Below are 16,907 nucleotides of genomic sequence, written 5' to 3' on the forward strand. Positions count from 1 at the left end.
AGTATTTAATATTAAAGGTTTAGGATAGAAATTTTTATTAACACAAAGGTATTTTATTATGAAAAAAATATTTTTTCTGCTTTTAGCTTTTTCAGCAGTGGCTTTTGCAGCTGAAACAAATAATTTAGTAGAACAAGAAGCTATGAACACTTGGATTAAAGCTTTTTCAGTATTAGCTGCTGGTTTGGGATTAGGAGTTGCGGCACTCGGTGGTGCTATCGGTATGGGAAGTACAGCTGCAGCAACTATAGCAGGAACAGCTAGAAATCCTGGACTTGGACCAAAATTAATGACTACAATGTTCATTGCTTTAGCTATGATTGAAGCACAAGTGATTTATGCGCTTGTTATTGCTCTTATAGCACTTTATGCAAACCCTTTTATAAAATTTATTCCTGCTGCATCTTAAAGATAAAGTCCTATTTTGGACTTTTATGCGGTTATGGTGGAACTGGTAGACACGCCATCTTGAGGGGGTGGTGCGCTCAGCGTGTGCGAGTTCAAATCTCGCTAACCGCACCATTAATACTATACAACTCTATAAATTATTTCAATTATTAAACCAATTAAAATATTTATAAAAATTTTTAATAAAGTTTTTTCCCAAAAATTTATATTTTTTAAATTTGCCAACCTTTTATTCTTAAACCAAAAAGTCTAGAAAATATTGATTAATATTTTACACTTTATATTAATAGTAAAGTTAATAATTTTTTATAGATATAATCTCATATTTAAATAATTTAAAAAAATAAAAGCAATCGATTAAAGTTTATAATAAAAAATGAATTTAAAATCGCGAAAATAAAATTTACCCATATGAATTGTTTTATATATAAATATTTTATAATTAAAAAATAAAAAAAACAAAATATATTTTCAAGATATAATCTCTACCGTAATTACACATTTTAATCAGGATTTTTATAAGATAAATTATAATTAAACTCTACTTTCTCCTATTACTTTTTGCTAGTTCTAGTAGTAACAAACTGCTTTTCTATAGCTCACCAAAGCTTTTAAAAGTTCTATTTTACAACTACTTACATTAATACATTTAGCATTATCAAATTCATAATTACATCTTCTAATTTTGCAATAAAAATACTCAGATTCACTCAACTTAAAGTCAAATCTAGCTGCATTCTTAATTTATTAGAATTTTATTTTAGTGATTTAGTTTTAAATAATTTTGAATTTTTCACAAATTAAACATAAAATTATTCTAATTTTCTAACTTTATTAATTTCATAAGAATTTTTATAAATATCTTTTTGTTATAATTTTATTTTGCATAATTAAAAAAAATATATTCTCTAAAAAGGCCCCGATGAAAAATATTTTAGAAAATCAATTATTAAAACATCCTTTATATCTTAAAATTCAAAAATTAAAAGAATTAAATAATGAAAATAAACTCTATTTAAAAGATAGTGTGATTTTAAATACAAATAACATTCAAAAAGATGAAATTTTAGAACTTGCAAAAGAGTTAAAACCATGGAGAAAGGGTCCTTTCCAAATAAATGATCTTTTTATTGACACCGAATGGAAAAGTTATATTAAATTTAATATCTTAAAACCTTTTATGAATGAAATTTCAGGAAAAACAGTAGCAGATATTGGGTGCAACAATGGTTATTATATGTTTAAAATGCTCGAATTTAACCCAGCATTATTAGTAGGTTTTGATCCCTCTATAAAATATCGACTACAATTTGAACTCATCAATGCCTTAGCTAAAACTTCAATAAAATATGAGCTTTTAGGTGTCGAAGATCTTCCAAATTATCCACTTAAGTTTGATGTGATTTTTTGCCTTGGAGTTATTTATCATAGAAGCGATCCAATTAAAATGTTAAAAGAATTAAAGTCAGGACTCAATAAAAATGGGGTAGTTTTTTTAGACACTATGTATATAGAAGATGAAAGAGAAATTGCACTTGTTCCAAATAAAACCTATTCAAAAATTCCAAATATTTATTTTATTCCAAGCATAAGTGCTTTAAAAAATTGGTGCGAAAGAGCGGGCTTTAAAGATTTTCAAATTTTAAGCACAAAAAAAACTGATGAAAATGAGCAAAGAAAAACAGAATGGATTGACTCTTACTCATTAAATAATTTTTTAGATCCAAATAATAAAAATCTTACTGTAGAAGGTTATGAAGCCCCAAAAAGAGTTTATGTAAAAATAAAGATATAAATTATTTTTATTTTTTGCCGATTTTCATTTTTGAATTTATAGATAAAATATTTATCAAAAAAAAGGTAACAAATGGCAAAAAAAGACAATTTTGAAGACTATGTACAACTTGAAGAATATGTCTCGCAGGAAAATTTATCCAAAGTAAGATCTGAACTTATAACCTGTTTAGAACTCAATACTTCAGTAGCGGGCACCATTATCGAAATTGATAAAAATTTTGCCAAATCTATTTTAATTACAACAAATGATATGGTAGTTGATGAACATGGATTAATTTTTGATGCTTTTATATTTGCCGCCGCTAATTATGTTGCGCAAGCTGCAATTAATAAAGAATTTTCTGTCGTTATAGGATCAAAATGTTTTTTTTATGCTCCATTAAAAATAGGAGACGTTCTTCAGCTTGAAGCCCATGCCTTATTTGATGAAACATCTAAAAAAAGAGATGTAAGGGTGATTGGATATACAAAAGATATAAAAATGTTTGAAGGTACAATACAAATTGTAACTACGGATGAACACATTTTTAATTTAAAACGTCCACCAGTTAATTCAGTTAAAGATACACAACAAGAAGAAAAATCAAACACATCTGGTGTTAATCCTGATGCAATGGCAGCAACAATTTTAGCCTCAATGGGAAAATAATTAAGGAGTCATTTTAATATCAATCCAATTATTAGGACAGTCTTTATGATACATTCCGCTTGCATCATAATATTCCTTACAATCGTCATAAAAACGATTTGAAATACCTCTTTCATTAATAAAACATCCAGAAAATCCTAAAAGTGATATTATAACCAGTATATATTTTTTCATAACTACTCTCAAAATCTATTTTGTTTGCGCCATTTATAAGGCTCAATAGGATTTTTTTCTTTCCAAAGTCCTAATTTATATTTTTGAGCTTTTTTTTGCTCTTTAATATATACATTTGTATAATAAGTATCAGCCCAAGCATAGCCTTTACTTACCATCCAACAATTTATATCTACATTATTAAACTTGACAACAGCAACAATTCTACCATAAATATCTTTATTTTTATAAAAAATTTCCACTTCTTTATTTTTTAAAATTTGATTTAAATTATTTTTAGCTTCTTTTCCGAAATTTTGTTTGATTTCAGGCGCATCTATACCAAAAAACCTTACTTTACTTGTTTTATTGGAATTAAGAATTTCTATAGTATCGCCATCAATTACCCTAACAACTTTAGCTTTAAAACTTGGTGTTTTTGCCATATAATTTTGAATAAATATAATCGCAAGGGAAAAAATCAAAATTGCTAAGAGTTTTTTAGGATCGCTTAAAATACTTCTTAAATTTAAGATTTTATTGTAATTTATTCTCAATTTTATCCTTATTTTTTTAAAAAATATGCCATAATTTTAACAAAGAAAAGGAGAGAAAATGCAAAAAGTTATAGATAATTTTAAAGATTTATGCAAAATTCCGCATTGTAGCTATGAGACTGAAGAAATGAAAGAATTTTTAATTAATTATTCTAAAGATAAAAATTTTGTAGTTAATGTAGACGAAGCTGGAAATATTCACGCTATTAAAGGTAATCCTAAAATTTGTTTACAAAGCCATTACGATATGGTATGCATGGGAGATGCGCCTAAAGTGGATGTTTATGAAGAAAATGGATATTTAAAAGCTAAAAATTCAAGTCTAGGTGCAGATAATGGCATAGGAATAGCAATCATGATGAGCGCGATGAATCAATTTGAAAATCTAGAATGTCTTTTTACTAATAATGAAGAAGTTGGTCTTATGGGGGTTAATTCTTTAGAGCATACTATACAATCAAAGATGCTTTTAAATTTAGATCACGAAAGTGATAATGAGATTATGATAGGTTGTGCCGGTGGTGTTGATATAGAATCGATTTTACATTATAAAAATATAAAAAGTAAAGGCAAAATTTATGAATTGCAAGCACAAAATTTTAAAGGTGGTCATTCAGGAATTAATATCATAAATAATGAAAAAAGCTCTATTAAAGAAATGGCAAAATTTATAAAACAAAATCATGGAAAAATTATATTTTTTGAAGGTGGGGAAAGAGTTAATTCTATACCAAAACATGCCAAAGCTCTAGTATGTTTTGAAAATGAAGTCAAGGGAAATGAATGGATAAAATGTGAATTTAAAGGTGAAAAAGAATTTGAATTTTGCGATCAAAGTGATAAACTTTTAGATACTATCAATAGTTTTTCTCATGGAGTTAGAGCCTATAATGAAACCTTAGGAATAGTTCAAACTAGTATCAATCTTGCAACCTTAAAAATGCAAAACAATCAAATAGAATTTGCACTTTTTGCAAGATCTAATACTTTAGATGATTTAAAACAAATTGAATTTGAAACCTTAGAATTTTTTCAAGCTTTTGGTTATCAAAGTAAAAGCTTTAATTTTTATCCACCTTGGGAAGGCAAACCTAATGTTCTAAGCGACTTAGTTTTTAAAGCTTTAAAAAAAGTATCTCCAGAGGCTAAAATTTCAGCTATTCATGCGGGGCTTGAATGCGGGATCATAGAAAAAAAACAAAAATTATTATGCGCCTCTATAGGCCCAAACATTTATAATCCTCACTCTACCGATGAACGTTGTGAAATAGCTTCTGTAGAAAAAATTTCTAAAGTTGTTTTTGAAGTTTTGCAAAATCTTAATTAATTTTTAATTTTCTTTGTATGTTTTTTTCAATAAAAACATACAAAACAAGGAACACATTCCTACAAAAACAAAATAAAATCCTAAATATTTTTTATATAAAAAATCAATTATAAAAGGTATAAGAAAAGCTAAAAAAGCATAAGAAATATTATAAGCAAAACTTAATCCACTTAATTTAATTTCATTTTTAAAGATTTGAGTCATGAAAACAGGTGCAAAGGTAATAATACCTTGCGAAAAACAAACGATTAGAAAATACCATAAAAATTGCCGGTTATAAAAACTAAATAAAATTCCAAAAAACATTAAACTTATGCTAAAAAAAGAACAAATTTTATAGCTCCCCCATTTACTAGCTAAAAATCCTTGAACTATAGATCCTAAAATCACGGCTAAAATTCCAAAATTTTGCATCCATAAACTTTGAGATGAGTCAAAATTAAATATTGATGAAAAATATTTTGGCAAAATCATTAAAGTTGCAATGCCACTTGTTAAAACTATAGTCATTAAAAAACAGATAAACATACTCATTTTATGCGTTTTTAAAGCATGTTTTAATGGAAAATTTACAAGTTGTTTTCGAAGCTTTAATTTTAAAAATTCTGGAGTTTCATCTATTTTTTTTCTTAATGATAAAATAAAAATTCCAAATATTCCAGCCAAAATAAAGGGAAGTCTCCATGCATATTGCTCCACTTGTTCCTTAGAAAAATAATTATCTAAAATTAAAACTGTAAAATTTCCCAATAATAAACCTAAAGTTAAAGCAGCAGAAGCAAAACCAAGAAAAATAGGAATTTTATTTCCTTTTACAAATTCACTAATATAAACCCAAGCGCCACTTACCTCAACTCCTATAGCTAAACCTTGCAAAATACGAATTAAAAACAAGGCAAAAGTAGAATACAATCCTATCATTTCATAAGTAGGCAAAAAAGCTAAAAAAAAACTAGGTGCAACCATAAAAAAAATAGACAGATAAAAGATATTTTTACGACCGTATCTATCTCCAAAATGTGCCATTATTATAGCCCCAAATGGACGAACTAAGTAAGCTATTCCAAAAGAAATATAGGTATTTATTTGAGTCCAAAAAAAATTATTTTGCGGAAAAAAAATCTTAGAAAAAATATCTAAAAAAAACACAAAAAGAACAAAATCATAAAATTCTAATGCTCCACCTAAAGACGCATAAGCAATATTTTTATATTTTTTTTGCATATTTTTATACAATAAAGGAGAAACCTTTATTGTATTTTACCGCCTTCAATAACCACATCATCAGCTTGAACATCATCTCCAAAATGCTGCTTTAATGTTTCATCATAAGCTTTGTGAAAGAAATGTTCCCCACCTAATTTAATAATTAAATTATCGATAAATTGCTTAAGTTCTTTATCACCTTTTTTAACCGCAGGAGCTATAACATCTTTATTTCCCAATTCTTTGATGGCCATTTTAAATTGAGGGTGATCTTTTACCCAAGCAAAAAGTAAAGTATTATCATGGCTTAAAGCATCTCCTCTTTTGTCCATTAAAGCTGCAAAAGTTTCAGTATTTTGATCGTATTTTAAGGTTTTTATATTAGGATAATTTTTTGAAAAATATGCATCCGCTGTTGTGCCTTTATTTATAAGCAAGATTTTATCTTTTAAATCCTCTATACTATGAATTGTACTATCTTTTGGAGCAACAACCCCTAAAGCTACTTTCATATAAGGTAAACAAAAATCTACCTGCTCTGCTCTTTCTGGGGTTTGAGTAAAATTAGCTAAAATAATATCAACCTTATTTGATTTTAAAAACTCTACCCTATTAGCAGCTTCAACAAGCACAAATTGAACTTTATTTTCATCTCCTAAAAGTTCTTTTGCTATGCGTTTTGCCAAATAAACATCATAACCTTGATTTTTACCTTTTTCATCTACATAACCAAAAGGAGGTTTATCTCCAAACACACCTATTCTTACAATTCCATTTTGCTTAATTTTTTCAAGAGAATTAATCTGTTTTGAATTTTCTCCACAAGCACTTAAAAATATAGCTATTATAGCTGTAAAAATACTCAAGAATATTTTTTTCATTTATTATCTCCATAATCATTTAATTAAGAAAAATTATAACAAATTATTATACTTAAAAATTTTTAATTTTTTATTCTGTTTTTTACATGAAATCTAAAAGTTTATTGTTATAATTTTATTTTAAAAAAAATAAAAATAAGGAAAATTATGAAAAAAAATCTCATGCTTGGTGCAAGTTTAGCTTTATTTGTGGCATGTAGTGATAATTCACTAGATCAATCTATCGTAAAAAAATATGAAAATACCTTAAATACACAAATTAAAGAGGAACAAAATTTAACTAAAGACTTTTTTAAATTCAATGATTTTAAATGCCAAAGCGATGGCAATTTTATAAAGTGCATGAGCCCTAATTTAGAAGTTTTTGATCCTAATCATAAAAAAATATTTGAAATTGAAAATATAGAATATAAATCCAATGAAATTTATACAGGAGATAAAAAAGAACTTATTTCTTTTCAAGAATTATTAAATTTTTTACTTTCTAAAAATGAAAAATTGCAAGATGAAATTACCTTAAAAAACTTAAAATTAAGCGATGAAATAATTGATCAAATAAACAAAATACATTTAAATAAAAATCAAAAAATAAATGATTATCTTAAAGAACTAATTTCCAATCCTTTTACAATATCATTTAAAAATTTAAATTCTAAAAAGAATGATGAAAATTATAATTATCTTTTCAGTTTTAATATCCAAGGTAATAATCAACTCAATTTCAACCTTAATATTAATCTAGATTATAAATCTAAATTCTTAGATATATTGGATTCTCTAGGGCTTAAGTACGATACAAATTCGCTTTCAATTAAAAATATTGATGAAAATAACACAAGTATTGATAATTTTAAATCTATGCTTCCTCAAATACAAGAAAATATTATTATTCACGATGCAAAACTCACGTTGTCTTTGGATACAAAAGAAGTTTTTAAAGACTATATTGAAATGGCTAATTCTATACTTAAAATAGCTAAAGATCAAAGTAAAGATGAAAAACAAACTTTAATAATTGACAAAACCTTGCAGGCACTCGAAAAAATTACTCAAGATCCAACTTATAAACTTAATATAGAAGTATTTTTTAAAGATATTCCTTTAAGCACATATCCTCAAGAACAAGCAAAGGTTATAAAAAAAATAACTATCAATGGAATAGACTTTACCGACTTAACAATGATGTTTAATAATTCTATTTATGGATTACCATATTAAAATGGAGAAAAACTCCATTTTAATGTTCTAAAAGGATTATTATGAAAATTTTATTTTCCCCGAGTGAAGGAAAAGATGAAAATTGTACGCAAAAACCGATTAATGAAAATTCATTCATATTTAAAGAATTATTTGCTTATAGAATGCAAGCTCTAGATAAATATGAAAAATATATTCAAGATTGCAATTTAGAGGATTTAAAAGAACTTTTTGGCATAAAAAATGAGAATGAAATAAACAAATTCAAACACAATTTAAGAAAAGCTTCCACTCAAAGTGCCATAACACTTTATAATGGTGTGAGTTACGAATATCTGAAATTTAATTCTTTAAATCTTGAAAGCCAAAACTATATCTTAGAAAATACCCTTATATTTTCCAATCTTTTTGGAGTTGTAAAGGCTAGCGATACTCTTCCTTTTTACAAATTTAAACAAGGCAAAAAACTTGGAAATTTTAATATAGAAAAATTTTATAAAGAGTATTTTAGCAATGCTTTAGATGAGTATTTAAAAAATGAAGAAATTCTTGATTTAAGAGCAGGATTTTATGATAAATTTTACATTCCTAAAAAGAAATTTTTTACCTATAAATTTATAAAAAATGGAAAAGTAGTTAGTCATTTTGCAAAAGCTTATAGAGGAATTTTACTTGCTTTGTGCGCAAATATAAAAGCTAAAAAAAATCAAGAAGTATTAGATAATCTTCCATCAAACCTTAAACTCAAAGAAATTCAAATTAAAGGCTTGAAAGAAGAAATTATACTTGAAATATTAGATTCTATTTGAGATATTTTAAAACTAAACTAGCATAATAACTTGCCGCTCTAGGCAAAAGTTCATCGTTAAAGATATAATGAGAATTATGTAAATATATGTCATTTTCATTTTCTAAAAAGGCATAAGCACATTTTCTCATTTCGCAAAAAAATCCAAAATCTTCACTTCCCATTAAAGGTTGATGGTTAAATTCACAATTTTCTTCACCAAAAATTTCTTTAGCAACTTCTGATGCAAATTCCACCGCCTCATCATTGTTAATCGTTATAGGGGCTATAATTTCTTTTGAAATTTTAATTTCTACGTCATTTGCATCTGCTATTCCTTGACAAATTTTATGAAGTTTTTCTTCTGTTAGTTTTCTAGTTTCATTATCAAGCGATCTAATGCTAACTTTTAAAACAGCATTATCTGGAATAATATTAAAAGCATAGCCCGAATTAAAGGCGCCTATACTTACAACAGCTGAATTTTGCGGAGCAACATTTCTAGATACTATACTTTGTAAAGCTATTACTAATAAAGAAGCTACATAAATAGGATCTTTAGTTTTTTCTGGGGCACTACCATGTCCTCCTTTGCCAATAACCTCCAATGTATAGCTATCAGAAGAAGCCATCATTGCACCTTTTTTTAAATAAAATTTTTTTGATGAACCAAAGGGCATATTATGCCATCCAAAAATAAAGTCACTATCAAATTTTTCAAACAAGCCATCTTTTATCATTTCATTTGCACCTCCCAAACCTTCTTCAGCAGGCTGAAAATAAAGATTTAAAGTTCCATTAAATTCTTGTTTAGCTAAATATTTTGCAGCAAGCAACAAAGAGCTTGTGTGCCCATCATGGCCACAAGCATGCATTATATTTTCTTTTTTACTTTTATAATCAACTTGGGCACATTCTTGCATAGGTAAAGCATCCATATCCGCACGAAGTCCAATTTTTTTATCACTATTCCCTTTTTTAAGAACTCCAACAACTCCTGTTTTTCCAATGCTTTCATAAACTTCATAACCAAAATCTTTTAATTTTTTAGCCACCAATCTTGCGGTTTGGATTTCATCAAATCCTAATTCTGGATTTTCATGAATTTGATGACGAATTTTTACAAATTCATCTTTTAAATCTACAATTTCTGGTATTAATTTCATTTTATTTTCCTCCTTCTATAAAATGATCTTTTTTAGGAAAAACAAACAACGATGCAACAGCTGAAACCAAAATCAAAATAAACATATAAGTAAAACCTATAGTAAAACTTTTAGTTTTATCTACACTAAATGATACAATTTCAAGATTTAACGATAAAATGATAAAAGTTATTGTCCAAAAAGTACTCATAATATAAGCACTACGGTGCGGATTTGTATCTTTTAATTCCGAAGGAAGATTAAAGAAAAAAGGCCACCATAGAGAAAAAAATAAACCTGATAAAACAGCAAAAATTTCTACCATAATCCATTTTTTTAAAAAAAGCATTACAAATTCCGCTTAAAAGCATACACAAACTTCCAACTAGAAGCATCTTTTTAAAAGAATAGCCTTTTCTTTTAAAATAAATTCCTATAAAAGGTCCAAAAATAATAGCTACATTTGCTAAAACAGGAATTTCTTTCTTAGCTACTTCAGCTAATTCTTTAGTAAAGCCTGCATACTCCACATAAAATGTAGGTAAAAATGTAAAAATAGAATTTAAAAACAAAATCGGCCCCATATAAAAGATAATCATACCCCAAGTTAAAGGCGATTTAATAGCTGATAACAACTCTTTTTTATTGTCTATTTTTTCTTGTTTTTCATCTATCTTTTTATCTTTTCCTATAAAAATCCAAAGAATAATTAATACCAAATTAATCCACGCATAAAAAGACAAAGAATAACGCCAATTTCCAAAATAATTTGAAATACTTTCGGCAAAAAGAATTCCGATGATATAGCCAACTATATTTGAATTTGTATTAATACTAATCATAAAATGCAAACTTTTCTTTTCAAACCATTGTTGAGTAATAGGAACCAAACATACTAATGCACAAGCTGAACCAAGCCCCATTAAAAAACGTACTATTAAAATTCCCAGATAGCTTTCTATAAAAGCTAAAAACACACTTGAACTCATCAAAAGGCAACCTAAAAAATATCCTTTCTTAAGTCCGAATTTATAAATTAAAAAAGCTGTAAAAGAAGCACCAAAAATTTTTGCGACAACAACAATACTTGTAATTAAAGTTGCTTTTTGATTATCTAATCCCAAATCCGCTTTTATAAGAGGCATCAAAGATCCAGTAGAAGCCCAAGAAGCACTAAAAACAGCATAAACACTAAATATAATAAAAGCAACGCCTATACGCTGCATATTAAATAAAAATGAATTTTGCACAAATACTCCTTATTTTGTTGATGCAATTTTTATAATATTTTTTGCCACCTCAAAACTTTGATAAAAAGATTTTAAAGGTAAAAATTCGAACGCGGAATGAAAATTATGCGCCCCAGTAAAAAAATTTGGCATAAATAAACCTTTTAAAGCTAAAGCGCTCCCATCAGTTCCTCCTCTCATGGGAAAAGTTTTTGGTTTTATATTACATTCATTAAAAGCTTGATGCAAAATTTCTAAGCCTATTTTATTATATTCATTCATGCTATCTTTTAAATTAGAATACACATCCTCGATTTTTAAAGTTATAATTGATTTTTTATACCGTTTTTGCATGAAATTAACCACTTCTTTAATATATTGTTTTTTTTCTTCATATTTTTGTTTATTATGATCTCTAATATTTAAATATAAACTTGCTTTTATTTGATCAGAATGAAATTCTTGCACCCAAATATAACCTTCATCATTTTCTGTATTTTCTGGAGTTTGTAATCTGTCAAAACAATTAGCTATATCTATTCCTATTAAAGTAGGATTTAAAAGCACTCCTTTAGCACTCATAGGATGAGCACTCACTCCTTGTATTTCTATAAAAGCCGATCCTGCATTAAAAGTTTCAAATACTAATTCTCCAAGCTCACAGCAATCAATCGTGAAAGCAAAATCAGGCTTAAAATATTTAAGATCAAGCATTTTAGATCCTCTAAGCCCTATTTCTTCATCAGGAACAAAACTTACATAAACGTCTCCATGTTCACACTTTTCATGGACTAAATAATGCAGCAAAGTCATGATAGTTGAAATTGCCGCTTTATTATCAGCTCCTAAAACACTAGTTCCATCTGAGAATATGATCTCTTCATCCATATATTTTAAAAGTTCAGGATAATCTTTAGGATCGCATATGATATTTTTCTCTTTATTTAAACATAAAGGCTTGCCTTCAAATTTTAAAATTTGAGGTTTTATAATATCACTAAGACCAACATCTACAGTATCTAAATGAGCACAAAAACCCACGCTTTTTTTCTTTGAATTTCCTTTGAGTCTTGCAGTTAATATAGCATTATCTTGCAATAAAATATCACTAAGTCCCAAATTTTCAAGCTCTTTTTTTAATAAAAGTGCTAAATCATATTGTCCTTTCGAGCTAGGTAAATTTTGAACCTTTGCATTGCTTTGAGAAGGTATAGCTAGATAATTAAAAAAATTATCAATTTGAAGTTGTTTATAATTCATATTTTATCCTTAAATACAGAAATTTTAACAATAACAAATTTCAATCTTTGCACAAGATTTTTTATTGAAGAAAGAAATAAAGAAATATTTTCTAAAAGAAAATTCATCAAAAATCCTTAATCTTTGATTAAAATAATTATATAATAGTCAATTCTTAATTTTAAATAAAATTATTTATTTTTTAAAGAAAATCATTTTTTTTTAAGAAAAATGTTATAGTATTACACACAAAAAAAGGAGTAAAGATGCAGCATTTATTATTTGTTTTTTTAATTATTGTATTTTTATTTGCAATTTTTATTATCATTATGCGTTATGAAAGAAAGATCAATCTCTTAAATCAAAATATTCAAAATATCAAAGAAGATATTGTAGAGCTTAAAGAAACTGCAAAAAAAAATAGAACTTTAATTGAAAAAAATCGCTCAAATATAGAAAATATTACAAACAATTAAACAAAAGAAACACTTAGTTTATAAATCATATTATGATTAAATGTCAAGGAAAAAGTTTTATAAGTGCTTTTTTTGTTTTTATTTTTATAAATAAAACTCTTTAAAAAACGACATAAAGAAACACTTGACATTTTTCCTTGTAAAATCACATACATAGCATTTTGAGAAATTCCATATTTATAACTTGCACCACTTGGAAAAACCTCGAGATTAAAATTTAAGCTATCATAGTAACTATCATAATTCATAATTTCAAGTTTAACAAAACTAATTTCTTTTTCCTCAAATTCTAAATTTTTAAAAATTTCAAGTTCATCTTCTTTAGAGATCTCCATAATGTCACTTTGAATATTATTTTCATTTTTAATGATAAAATTGGAATTTTTAAAGATTCTAGAAAATGTTTTTGAGGACTGAAATTTTTGACTTGATTCTTGGGTTATATTTTCTTTTAGTATAGACTCAATTTCATCTTTATCTTTTTCTTGTTTAAAAAAATTCTCCACAATAATAATATCTTCGCCAACATCAACCTCTAAATGTTTTATAATTTCATCAAAAGAAAAATTTTCATCACTAAATTCCAAAATACTAACATTTTTAGTAATAAAATCTATTCCATCTCTATTAGGAATTTTATCTTTAATCAAAAATGCTTCACTGCAAAAACTAGATTTTTCAATCTCATATTCATTACTTTTTCCCATAAAAACAATTTTCATTATAAAACCTCAGCAATAAGCTCTAAAGGATGTGCAAAAACTACTTTACTTGATTTTTGTTCCAAATTATTAGAAATTTGCATTCTGCAAGCTGAACATTCAGCACTTACAAAATGAGCCATAGTCTGATCAATCATTTTTACTTTTTTTTCACCTACACTTAAAGCTTTATCATAATGTTTCATTTGCATACTTGCCCCACCAAAACCACAACAAGTATTAGAATCTTGCATTTCTATATAAGTATAATTGGTTTTTAATAATTCTCTTGGTTCCTTAAAAATTCCTTGCATCTTTCTTGCATGACAAGGATCATGATAAGTAATACTATATTTTTTTTGTTTTTTATTTTTTAAAAGTTCTTTCAAAGAAGTAAATTGATATAAATATTGGCTTGCTATATAAATTTTAGAAGAAATTTTTTTAGCACGATTAGCCCAATCTCTCTCATTTTGCATAATAAAAAAACGTTCATAATCAATTTTTAACATAGCAGAACAAGTAGCTTCAGGAATAATTATCGCATTAAGTTTTTCTAATTTTTTCTCAAAATATTCTATATTTTTTTTAGCTAAAATTTCAACACTCTTAAAATCCCCAGAAAAAAAATGCGCCACTCCACAACAAGCTTGTTTTTTCATCAAATCAACATTAATATTTAACTCTTTTAAAATTTTTAATGTAGAAAAACCTGTTTGTGTATAACAATAATTTGTTAAGCAGCCCACATATAATCCTATAGTCTTTTTTCCACCATTATCTATAAAATCAGGATTTAAATTTAAAAAACTTTTTTTATGAAAACTTGATAAAAATCGACCTTTTTTTATAAAAGGCATTGAAAATTTAGCCCTCATACCTAAATTTTTTTCAAATTCTTTATTTTGAATATGAAAAGCACAACTTTGAAAAATATAACCTAATTTTGCCAATATATCAAGCCATTTGCGATTTTTCAAACATGAAAGTATGATTTTTTTATACCAAGGCATACCAAACTCTTTTACTATGTCAAAACGCATTTTTTCTATAGCATTATCAATACTTAATTCACTCGGACAAATCTCTACACAATGGTTGCATAAAAAACAAGATTCAAAAACATTTTCAAGTTCTTTATTAAGTTGTAATTTTCCTTCTTTATAAGCTGCTATAAGATCCAAAAAGCCTCTTGGATTTGTAACTTCATCACGATTGATATCATAAATAGTACAACTAGGTATGCATTTACCACATTTTACGCAAATATCTGAAATATTATTCATACTGTTTTAGAAAAAACTTTCTTTTCTTCACTAATATTTTTCATATAAGCATCAAAACACATAGCAATATTACGTATCAATAAAACTCCTGTTTCATTAACTTTAATATCATTCTCACTTATATTTAAAAAATCTTCGTATTCTTTTAAAGCTTTTAAATCTTCTTTAAAATATTCTTTAAATTTTATATTAAATTCTTCTTCTACTTTTTTTATGTCAAGTCTAAAATTAGCCATCAAATTCATAATTACATATTTTCTAAGCTCATCATCAAAAGTTAATTTTACACCTCTTTCAAAAGGTAGCCTTCCATCATCTATAGCCTTTTCATAGCTTAACATATCTTTAAAATTTTGGGCATAATGCTTTTTTCCCTCGCCAATACTAGTAAGTCCTATACCGATCAAATCTGCACCACCTTTAGTAGTATAACCTTGAAAATTTCTATGCAAAGTACCGTTTTCTAAAGCTTTAAAAAGTTCATCTTCTTCTTTAGCAAAATGATCCATTCCTATCATTTTATAACCATTTTGACTTAAAAATTTTTCACAAAATTCTAAAATTTGAAGTTTTATATCTGGACTTGGTAAGGTATTTTCATCAAATTTCCTCATATTTTTCTTAAGCCAAGGAACATGAGCATAATTAAAAATAGCTAAACGATCCGGATTTAAAATTAAAATTTTTTCTAAAGTTTGAGTAAAACTTTCTAAAGTTTGATAAGGCAAACCATAGATTAAATCCATATTAACAGATTTTATACCCCTATCTCTTACTAATTTTAAAGCATTTTTAGTCAAGTCAAATGGTTGAATTCTATGAATTTCTTTTTGCACTTTCTCATCAAAATCTTGCACCCCAAAACTAATGCGATTAAAACCATACTTAGTTAAAACATCAGCTTGTTCTTCATTTAAAAAACGAGGATCAATCTCACAACTTATTTCAGCATCTAAAGTAAAATTTTCAAAAATAGATTTTATTTTTAAAATAAGCTTCTCTAGTTGCTTAGCACTAAAAAAAGTTGGAGTTCCTCCACCAAAATGCATTTGCACTACTTCTCTTTTTGTATTGACTATAGAACTTAAAATATCAAGTTCTCTAAGGATATAATTTAAATATCTCTCCTTGCTTTCTTCTTTTGCAGTATAAATCACATTGCATCCACAAAAATAACAGGCGCTTCTGCAAAAAGGCAAATGAAAATAAAGCGATAAAGATCTATTTTGTTGTTTTAAAATTTCTAAATATTCTGTATATTTAAAATCAGTATTAAACTCTACAGCCGTAGGATAAGATGTGTAGCGAGGTCCAGCTTTGGAGTATTTTACAAAAGCTTTATAATTTCTCATTGTTTTTAACCCTTTCAACCATAGCTTCCATATCGACAAATAAATTAGGATGTTCTTTTTTTATATCTATAATAAGCTTTTCTAGATCTATATTAAATTCCATTAAACCTTCTTTGACACGCTTTTTAATTTCATCCATAGCAACTACCCAAGCATCATTAAAATCTATAGGAATTTGTTGATAAATTGCTTTTTCTAGTTTTAATTCAAAATTTTCTTTTTGAGTTTGCTTTAAACTTTCTAAAATATTTTTTAAACTGCTTAAAGAAATCATGGTATGAATTTCATCATTTTCATCCACTATAAACCAAGGTTCAGGAGAATTAAAATTACCATTTTTAAGCACTAAACATGCTTCATTTTCTTTTTCTGTTTGTTTCATTTCAAAAATAGCTCTATCTTCTTTTTTCATACCTAAATTTTGACTAAATTCATCAATACGTTTTAAACAATTGCTATATTTTTCAAGTTCTTTCATTAAAAAACTCCTTTTATTTTTCTTCTTTATCTTACAAAA

General features: G+C 26.5%; 19 protein-coding genes and 1 tRNA gene. 8 read left to right on the top strand and 12 right to left on the bottom strand.

Annotated features, from left to right (window positions below; genetic code table 11):
• The first annotated feature begins 58 nt into the window (after positions 1-58).
• From ACD570_RS05445 to ACD570_RS05460, 4 genes are all read left to right on the top strand, one after another.
• Positions 59-409, top strand: a complete 351-nt coding sequence (locus tag ACD570_RS05445; protein ID WP_200279404.1) for a F0F1 ATP synthase subunit C — start codon at positions 59-61, stop codon at positions 407-409.
• A 27-nt stretch (positions 410-436) separates the two neighbouring features.
• Positions 437-522 (top strand) — tRNA-Leu (locus tag ACD570_RS05450).
• Positions 523-1,330: 808 nt separating this feature from the next.
• Positions 1,331-2,203, top strand: coding sequence for a tRNA 5-methoxyuridine(34)/uridine 5-oxyacetic acid(34) synthase CmoB (gene cmoB, locus ACD570_RS05455; protein WP_337202616.1), 873 nt, complete (start codon positions 1,331-1,333; stop codon positions 2,201-2,203).
• A 72-nt stretch (positions 2,204-2,275) separates the two neighbouring features.
• The gene (locus ACD570_RS05460) at positions 2,276-2,854 is read left to right on the top strand and encodes a hypothetical protein (protein ID WP_239820594.1); all 579 of its coding nucleotides are present in this window, start codon (positions 2,276-2,278) and stop codon (positions 2,852-2,854) included.
• Here ACD570_RS05460 and ACD570_RS05465 read toward each other — a convergent pair whose 3' ends face one another.
• Positions 2,855-3,028: a hypothetical protein gene (locus ACD570_RS05465; RefSeq protein WP_337198355.1), complete on the bottom strand. Its 174-nt coding sequence runs from the start codon at positions 3,026-3,028 to the stop codon at positions 2,855-2,857.
• An 8-nt stretch (positions 3,029-3,036) separates the two neighbouring features.
• Complete coding sequence (locus ACD570_RS05470; protein WP_337207570.1) at positions 3,037-3,564, bottom strand: thermonuclease family protein; 528 nt, start codon at positions 3,562-3,564, stop codon at positions 3,037-3,039.
• 58 nt (positions 3,565-3,622) lie between these two features.
• Between ACD570_RS05470 and ACD570_RS05475 the strand changes: the two genes are divergently transcribed.
• A complete protein-coding gene (locus ACD570_RS05475; protein ID WP_417904206.1) occupies positions 3,623-4,891 on the top strand; it encodes a M20/M25/M40 family metallo-hydrolase in 1,269 nt (422 codons plus the stop codon).
• 3 nt (positions 4,892-4,894) lie between these two features.
• Here ACD570_RS05475 and ACD570_RS05480 read toward each other — a convergent pair whose 3' ends face one another.
• On the bottom strand, positions 4,895-6,115 hold the full coding sequence (locus ACD570_RS05480; RefSeq protein ID WP_417904444.1) for an MFS transporter: 1,221 nt from the start codon (positions 6,113-6,115) through the stop codon (positions 4,895-4,897).
• Positions 6,116-6,141: 26 nt separating this feature from the next.
• A complete protein-coding gene (locus ACD570_RS05485; RefSeq protein ID WP_239820590.1) occupies positions 6,142-6,978 on the bottom strand; it encodes a cysteine ABC transporter substrate-binding protein in 837 nt (278 codons plus the stop codon).
• A 147-nt stretch (positions 6,979-7,125) separates the two neighbouring features.
• Between ACD570_RS05485 and ACD570_RS05490 the strand changes: the two genes are divergently transcribed.
• Together ACD570_RS05490 and ACD570_RS05495 are read left to right on the top strand one after the other, a co-directional pair.
• Entirely contained in the window at positions 7,126-8,196 is a 1,071-nt protein-coding gene (locus ACD570_RS05490) for a JlpA family lipoprotein adhesin (protein WP_337207577.1), read from the top strand.
• Between the two features lie 41 nt (positions 8,197-8,237).
• Positions 8,238-8,984, top strand: a complete 747-nt coding sequence (locus tag ACD570_RS05495) for a YaaA family protein (protein WP_337207579.1) — start codon at positions 8,238-8,240, stop codon at positions 8,982-8,984.
• Here ACD570_RS05495 and ACD570_RS05500 read toward each other — a convergent pair.
• The 4 genes from ACD570_RS05500 to pepT are packed head-to-tail and all read right to left on the bottom strand — an operon-like array spanning position 8,977 to position 12,596.
• Positions 8,977-10,128 carry a M20 aminoacylase family protein gene (locus tag ACD570_RS05500; RefSeq protein ID WP_337209360.1) on the bottom strand — a complete coding sequence of 384 codons (1,152 nt, stop codon included), beginning with the start codon at positions 10,126-10,128 and terminating at the stop codon, positions 8,977-8,979. The two genes, ACD570_RS05495 and ACD570_RS05500, sit on opposite strands and share 8 nt — an antisense overlap.
• A 1-nt stretch (position 10,129) precedes the next feature.
• On the bottom strand, positions 10,130-10,456 hold the full coding sequence (locus tag ACD570_RS05505) for a hypothetical protein (protein ID WP_417904451.1): 327 nt from the start codon (positions 10,454-10,456) through the stop codon (positions 10,130-10,132).
• Positions 10,368-11,357 carry a CynX/NimT family MFS transporter gene (locus ACD570_RS05510; protein WP_417904207.1) on the bottom strand — a complete coding sequence of 330 codons (990 nt, stop codon included), beginning with the start codon at positions 11,355-11,357 and terminating at the stop codon, positions 10,368-10,370. Before ACD570_RS05510 ends, ACD570_RS05505 begins: the two co-directional genes overlap by 89 nt.
• Positions 11,358-11,366: 9 nt before the next feature.
• Positions 11,367-12,596, bottom strand: a complete 1,230-nt coding sequence (gene pepT, locus ACD570_RS05515; protein WP_337207581.1) for a peptidase T — start codon at positions 12,594-12,596, stop codon at positions 11,367-11,369.
• Positions 12,597-12,841: 245 nt separating this feature from the next.
• Here pepT and ACD570_RS05520 point away from each other — a divergent pair, with 245 nt between their 5' ends.
• Complete coding sequence (locus ACD570_RS05520; RefSeq protein WP_200283013.1) at positions 12,842-13,051, top strand: hypothetical protein; 210 nt, start codon at positions 12,842-12,844, stop codon at positions 13,049-13,051.
• Here the strand turns inward: ACD570_RS05520 and ACD570_RS05525 are convergent.
• The 4 genes from ACD570_RS05525 to ACD570_RS05540 are packed head-to-tail and all read right to left on the bottom strand — an operon-like array spanning position 13,048 to position 16,868.
• Positions 13,048-13,776: a DUF5416 family protein gene (locus ACD570_RS05525; protein ID WP_337207594.1), complete on the bottom strand. Its 729-nt coding sequence runs from the start codon at positions 13,774-13,776 to the stop codon at positions 13,048-13,050. The genes ACD570_RS05520 and ACD570_RS05525 overlap by 4 nt on opposite strands.
• On the bottom strand, positions 13,773-15,038 hold the full coding sequence (locus ACD570_RS05530; RefSeq protein ID WP_337207584.1) for a (Fe-S)-binding protein: 1,266 nt from the start codon (positions 15,036-15,038) through the stop codon (positions 13,773-13,775). Before ACD570_RS05530 ends, ACD570_RS05525 begins: the two co-directional genes overlap by 4 nt.
• Complete coding sequence (hemN, locus tag ACD570_RS05535; protein WP_200283006.1) at positions 15,035-16,390, bottom strand: oxygen-independent coproporphyrinogen III oxidase; 1,356 nt, start codon at positions 16,388-16,390, stop codon at positions 15,035-15,037. The genes ACD570_RS05530 and hemN overlap by 4 nt, the downstream gene beginning before the upstream one ends.
• Complete coding sequence (locus tag ACD570_RS05540) at positions 16,377-16,868, bottom strand: DUF2603 domain-containing protein (protein WP_200283004.1); 492 nt, start codon at positions 16,866-16,868, stop codon at positions 16,377-16,379. The genes hemN and ACD570_RS05540 overlap by 14 nt, the downstream gene beginning before the upstream one ends.
• Positions 16,869-16,907 lie beyond the last annotated feature (39 nt).

Source organism: Campylobacter sp. LH-2024, from assembly GCF_048270605.1.
Lineage (GTDB): Bacteria > Campylobacterota > Campylobacteria > Campylobacterales > Campylobacteraceae > Campylobacter_D > Campylobacter_D molothri.

Excerpts from the sequence above, each read along its gene's own strand:
- ACD570_RS05465 (WP_337198355.1), bottom strand. The coding sequence starts at position 3,028 with ATGAAAAAATATATACTGGTTATAATATCACTTTTAGGATTTTCTGGA.
- ACD570_RS05505 (WP_417904451.1), bottom strand. The coding sequence starts at position 10,456 with ATGCTTTTTTTAAAAAAATGGATTATGGTAGAAATTTTTGCTGTTTTA.
- ACD570_RS05500 (WP_337209360.1), bottom strand. The coding sequence starts at position 10,128 with ATGAAATTAATACCAGAAATTGTAGATTTAAAAGATGAATTTGTAAAA.
- ACD570_RS05475 (WP_417904206.1), top strand. The coding sequence starts at position 3,623 with ATGCAAAAAGTTATAGATAATTTTAAAGATTTATGCAAAATTCCGCAT.
- ACD570_RS05490 (WP_337207577.1), top strand. The coding sequence starts at position 7,126 with ATGAAAAAAAATCTCATGCTTGGTGCAAGTTTAGCTTTATTTGTGGCA.
- ACD570_RS05540 (WP_200283004.1), bottom strand. The coding sequence starts at position 16,868 with ATGAAAGAACTTGAAAAATATAGCAATTGTTTAAAACGTATTGATGAA.
- hemN (WP_200283006.1), bottom strand. The coding sequence starts at position 16,390 with ATGAGAAATTATAAAGCTTTTGTAAAATACTCCAAAGCTGGACCTCGC.
- ACD570_RS05520 (WP_200283013.1), top strand. The coding sequence starts at position 12,842 with ATGCAGCATTTATTATTTGTTTTTTTAATTATTGTATTTTTATTTGCA.
- ACD570_RS05480 (WP_417904444.1), bottom strand. The coding sequence starts at position 6,115 with ATGCAAAAAAAATATAAAAATATTGCTTATGCGTCTTTAGGTGGAGCA.
- ACD570_RS05445 (WP_200279404.1), top strand. The coding sequence starts at position 59 with ATGAAAAAAATATTTTTTCTGCTTTTAGCTTTTTCAGCAGTGGCTTTT.
- ACD570_RS05485 (WP_239820590.1), bottom strand. The coding sequence starts at position 6,978 with ATGAAAAAAATATTCTTGAGTATTTTTACAGCTATAATAGCTATATTT.
- cmoB (WP_337202616.1), top strand. The coding sequence starts at position 1,331 with ATGAAAAATATTTTAGAAAATCAATTATTAAAACATCCTTTATATCTT.
- ACD570_RS05495 (WP_337207579.1), top strand. The coding sequence starts at position 8,238 with ATGAAAATTTTATTTTCCCCGAGTGAAGGAAAAGATGAAAATTGTACG.
- ACD570_RS05530 (WP_337207584.1), bottom strand. The coding sequence starts at position 15,038 with ATGAATAATATTTCAGATATTTGCGTAAAATGTGGTAAATGCATACCT.
- pepT (WP_337207581.1), bottom strand. The coding sequence starts at position 12,596 with ATGAATTATAAACAACTTCAAATTGATAATTTTTTTAATTATCTAGCT.
- ACD570_RS05460 (WP_239820594.1), top strand. The coding sequence starts at position 2,276 with ATGGCAAAAAAAGACAATTTTGAAGACTATGTACAACTTGAAGAATAT.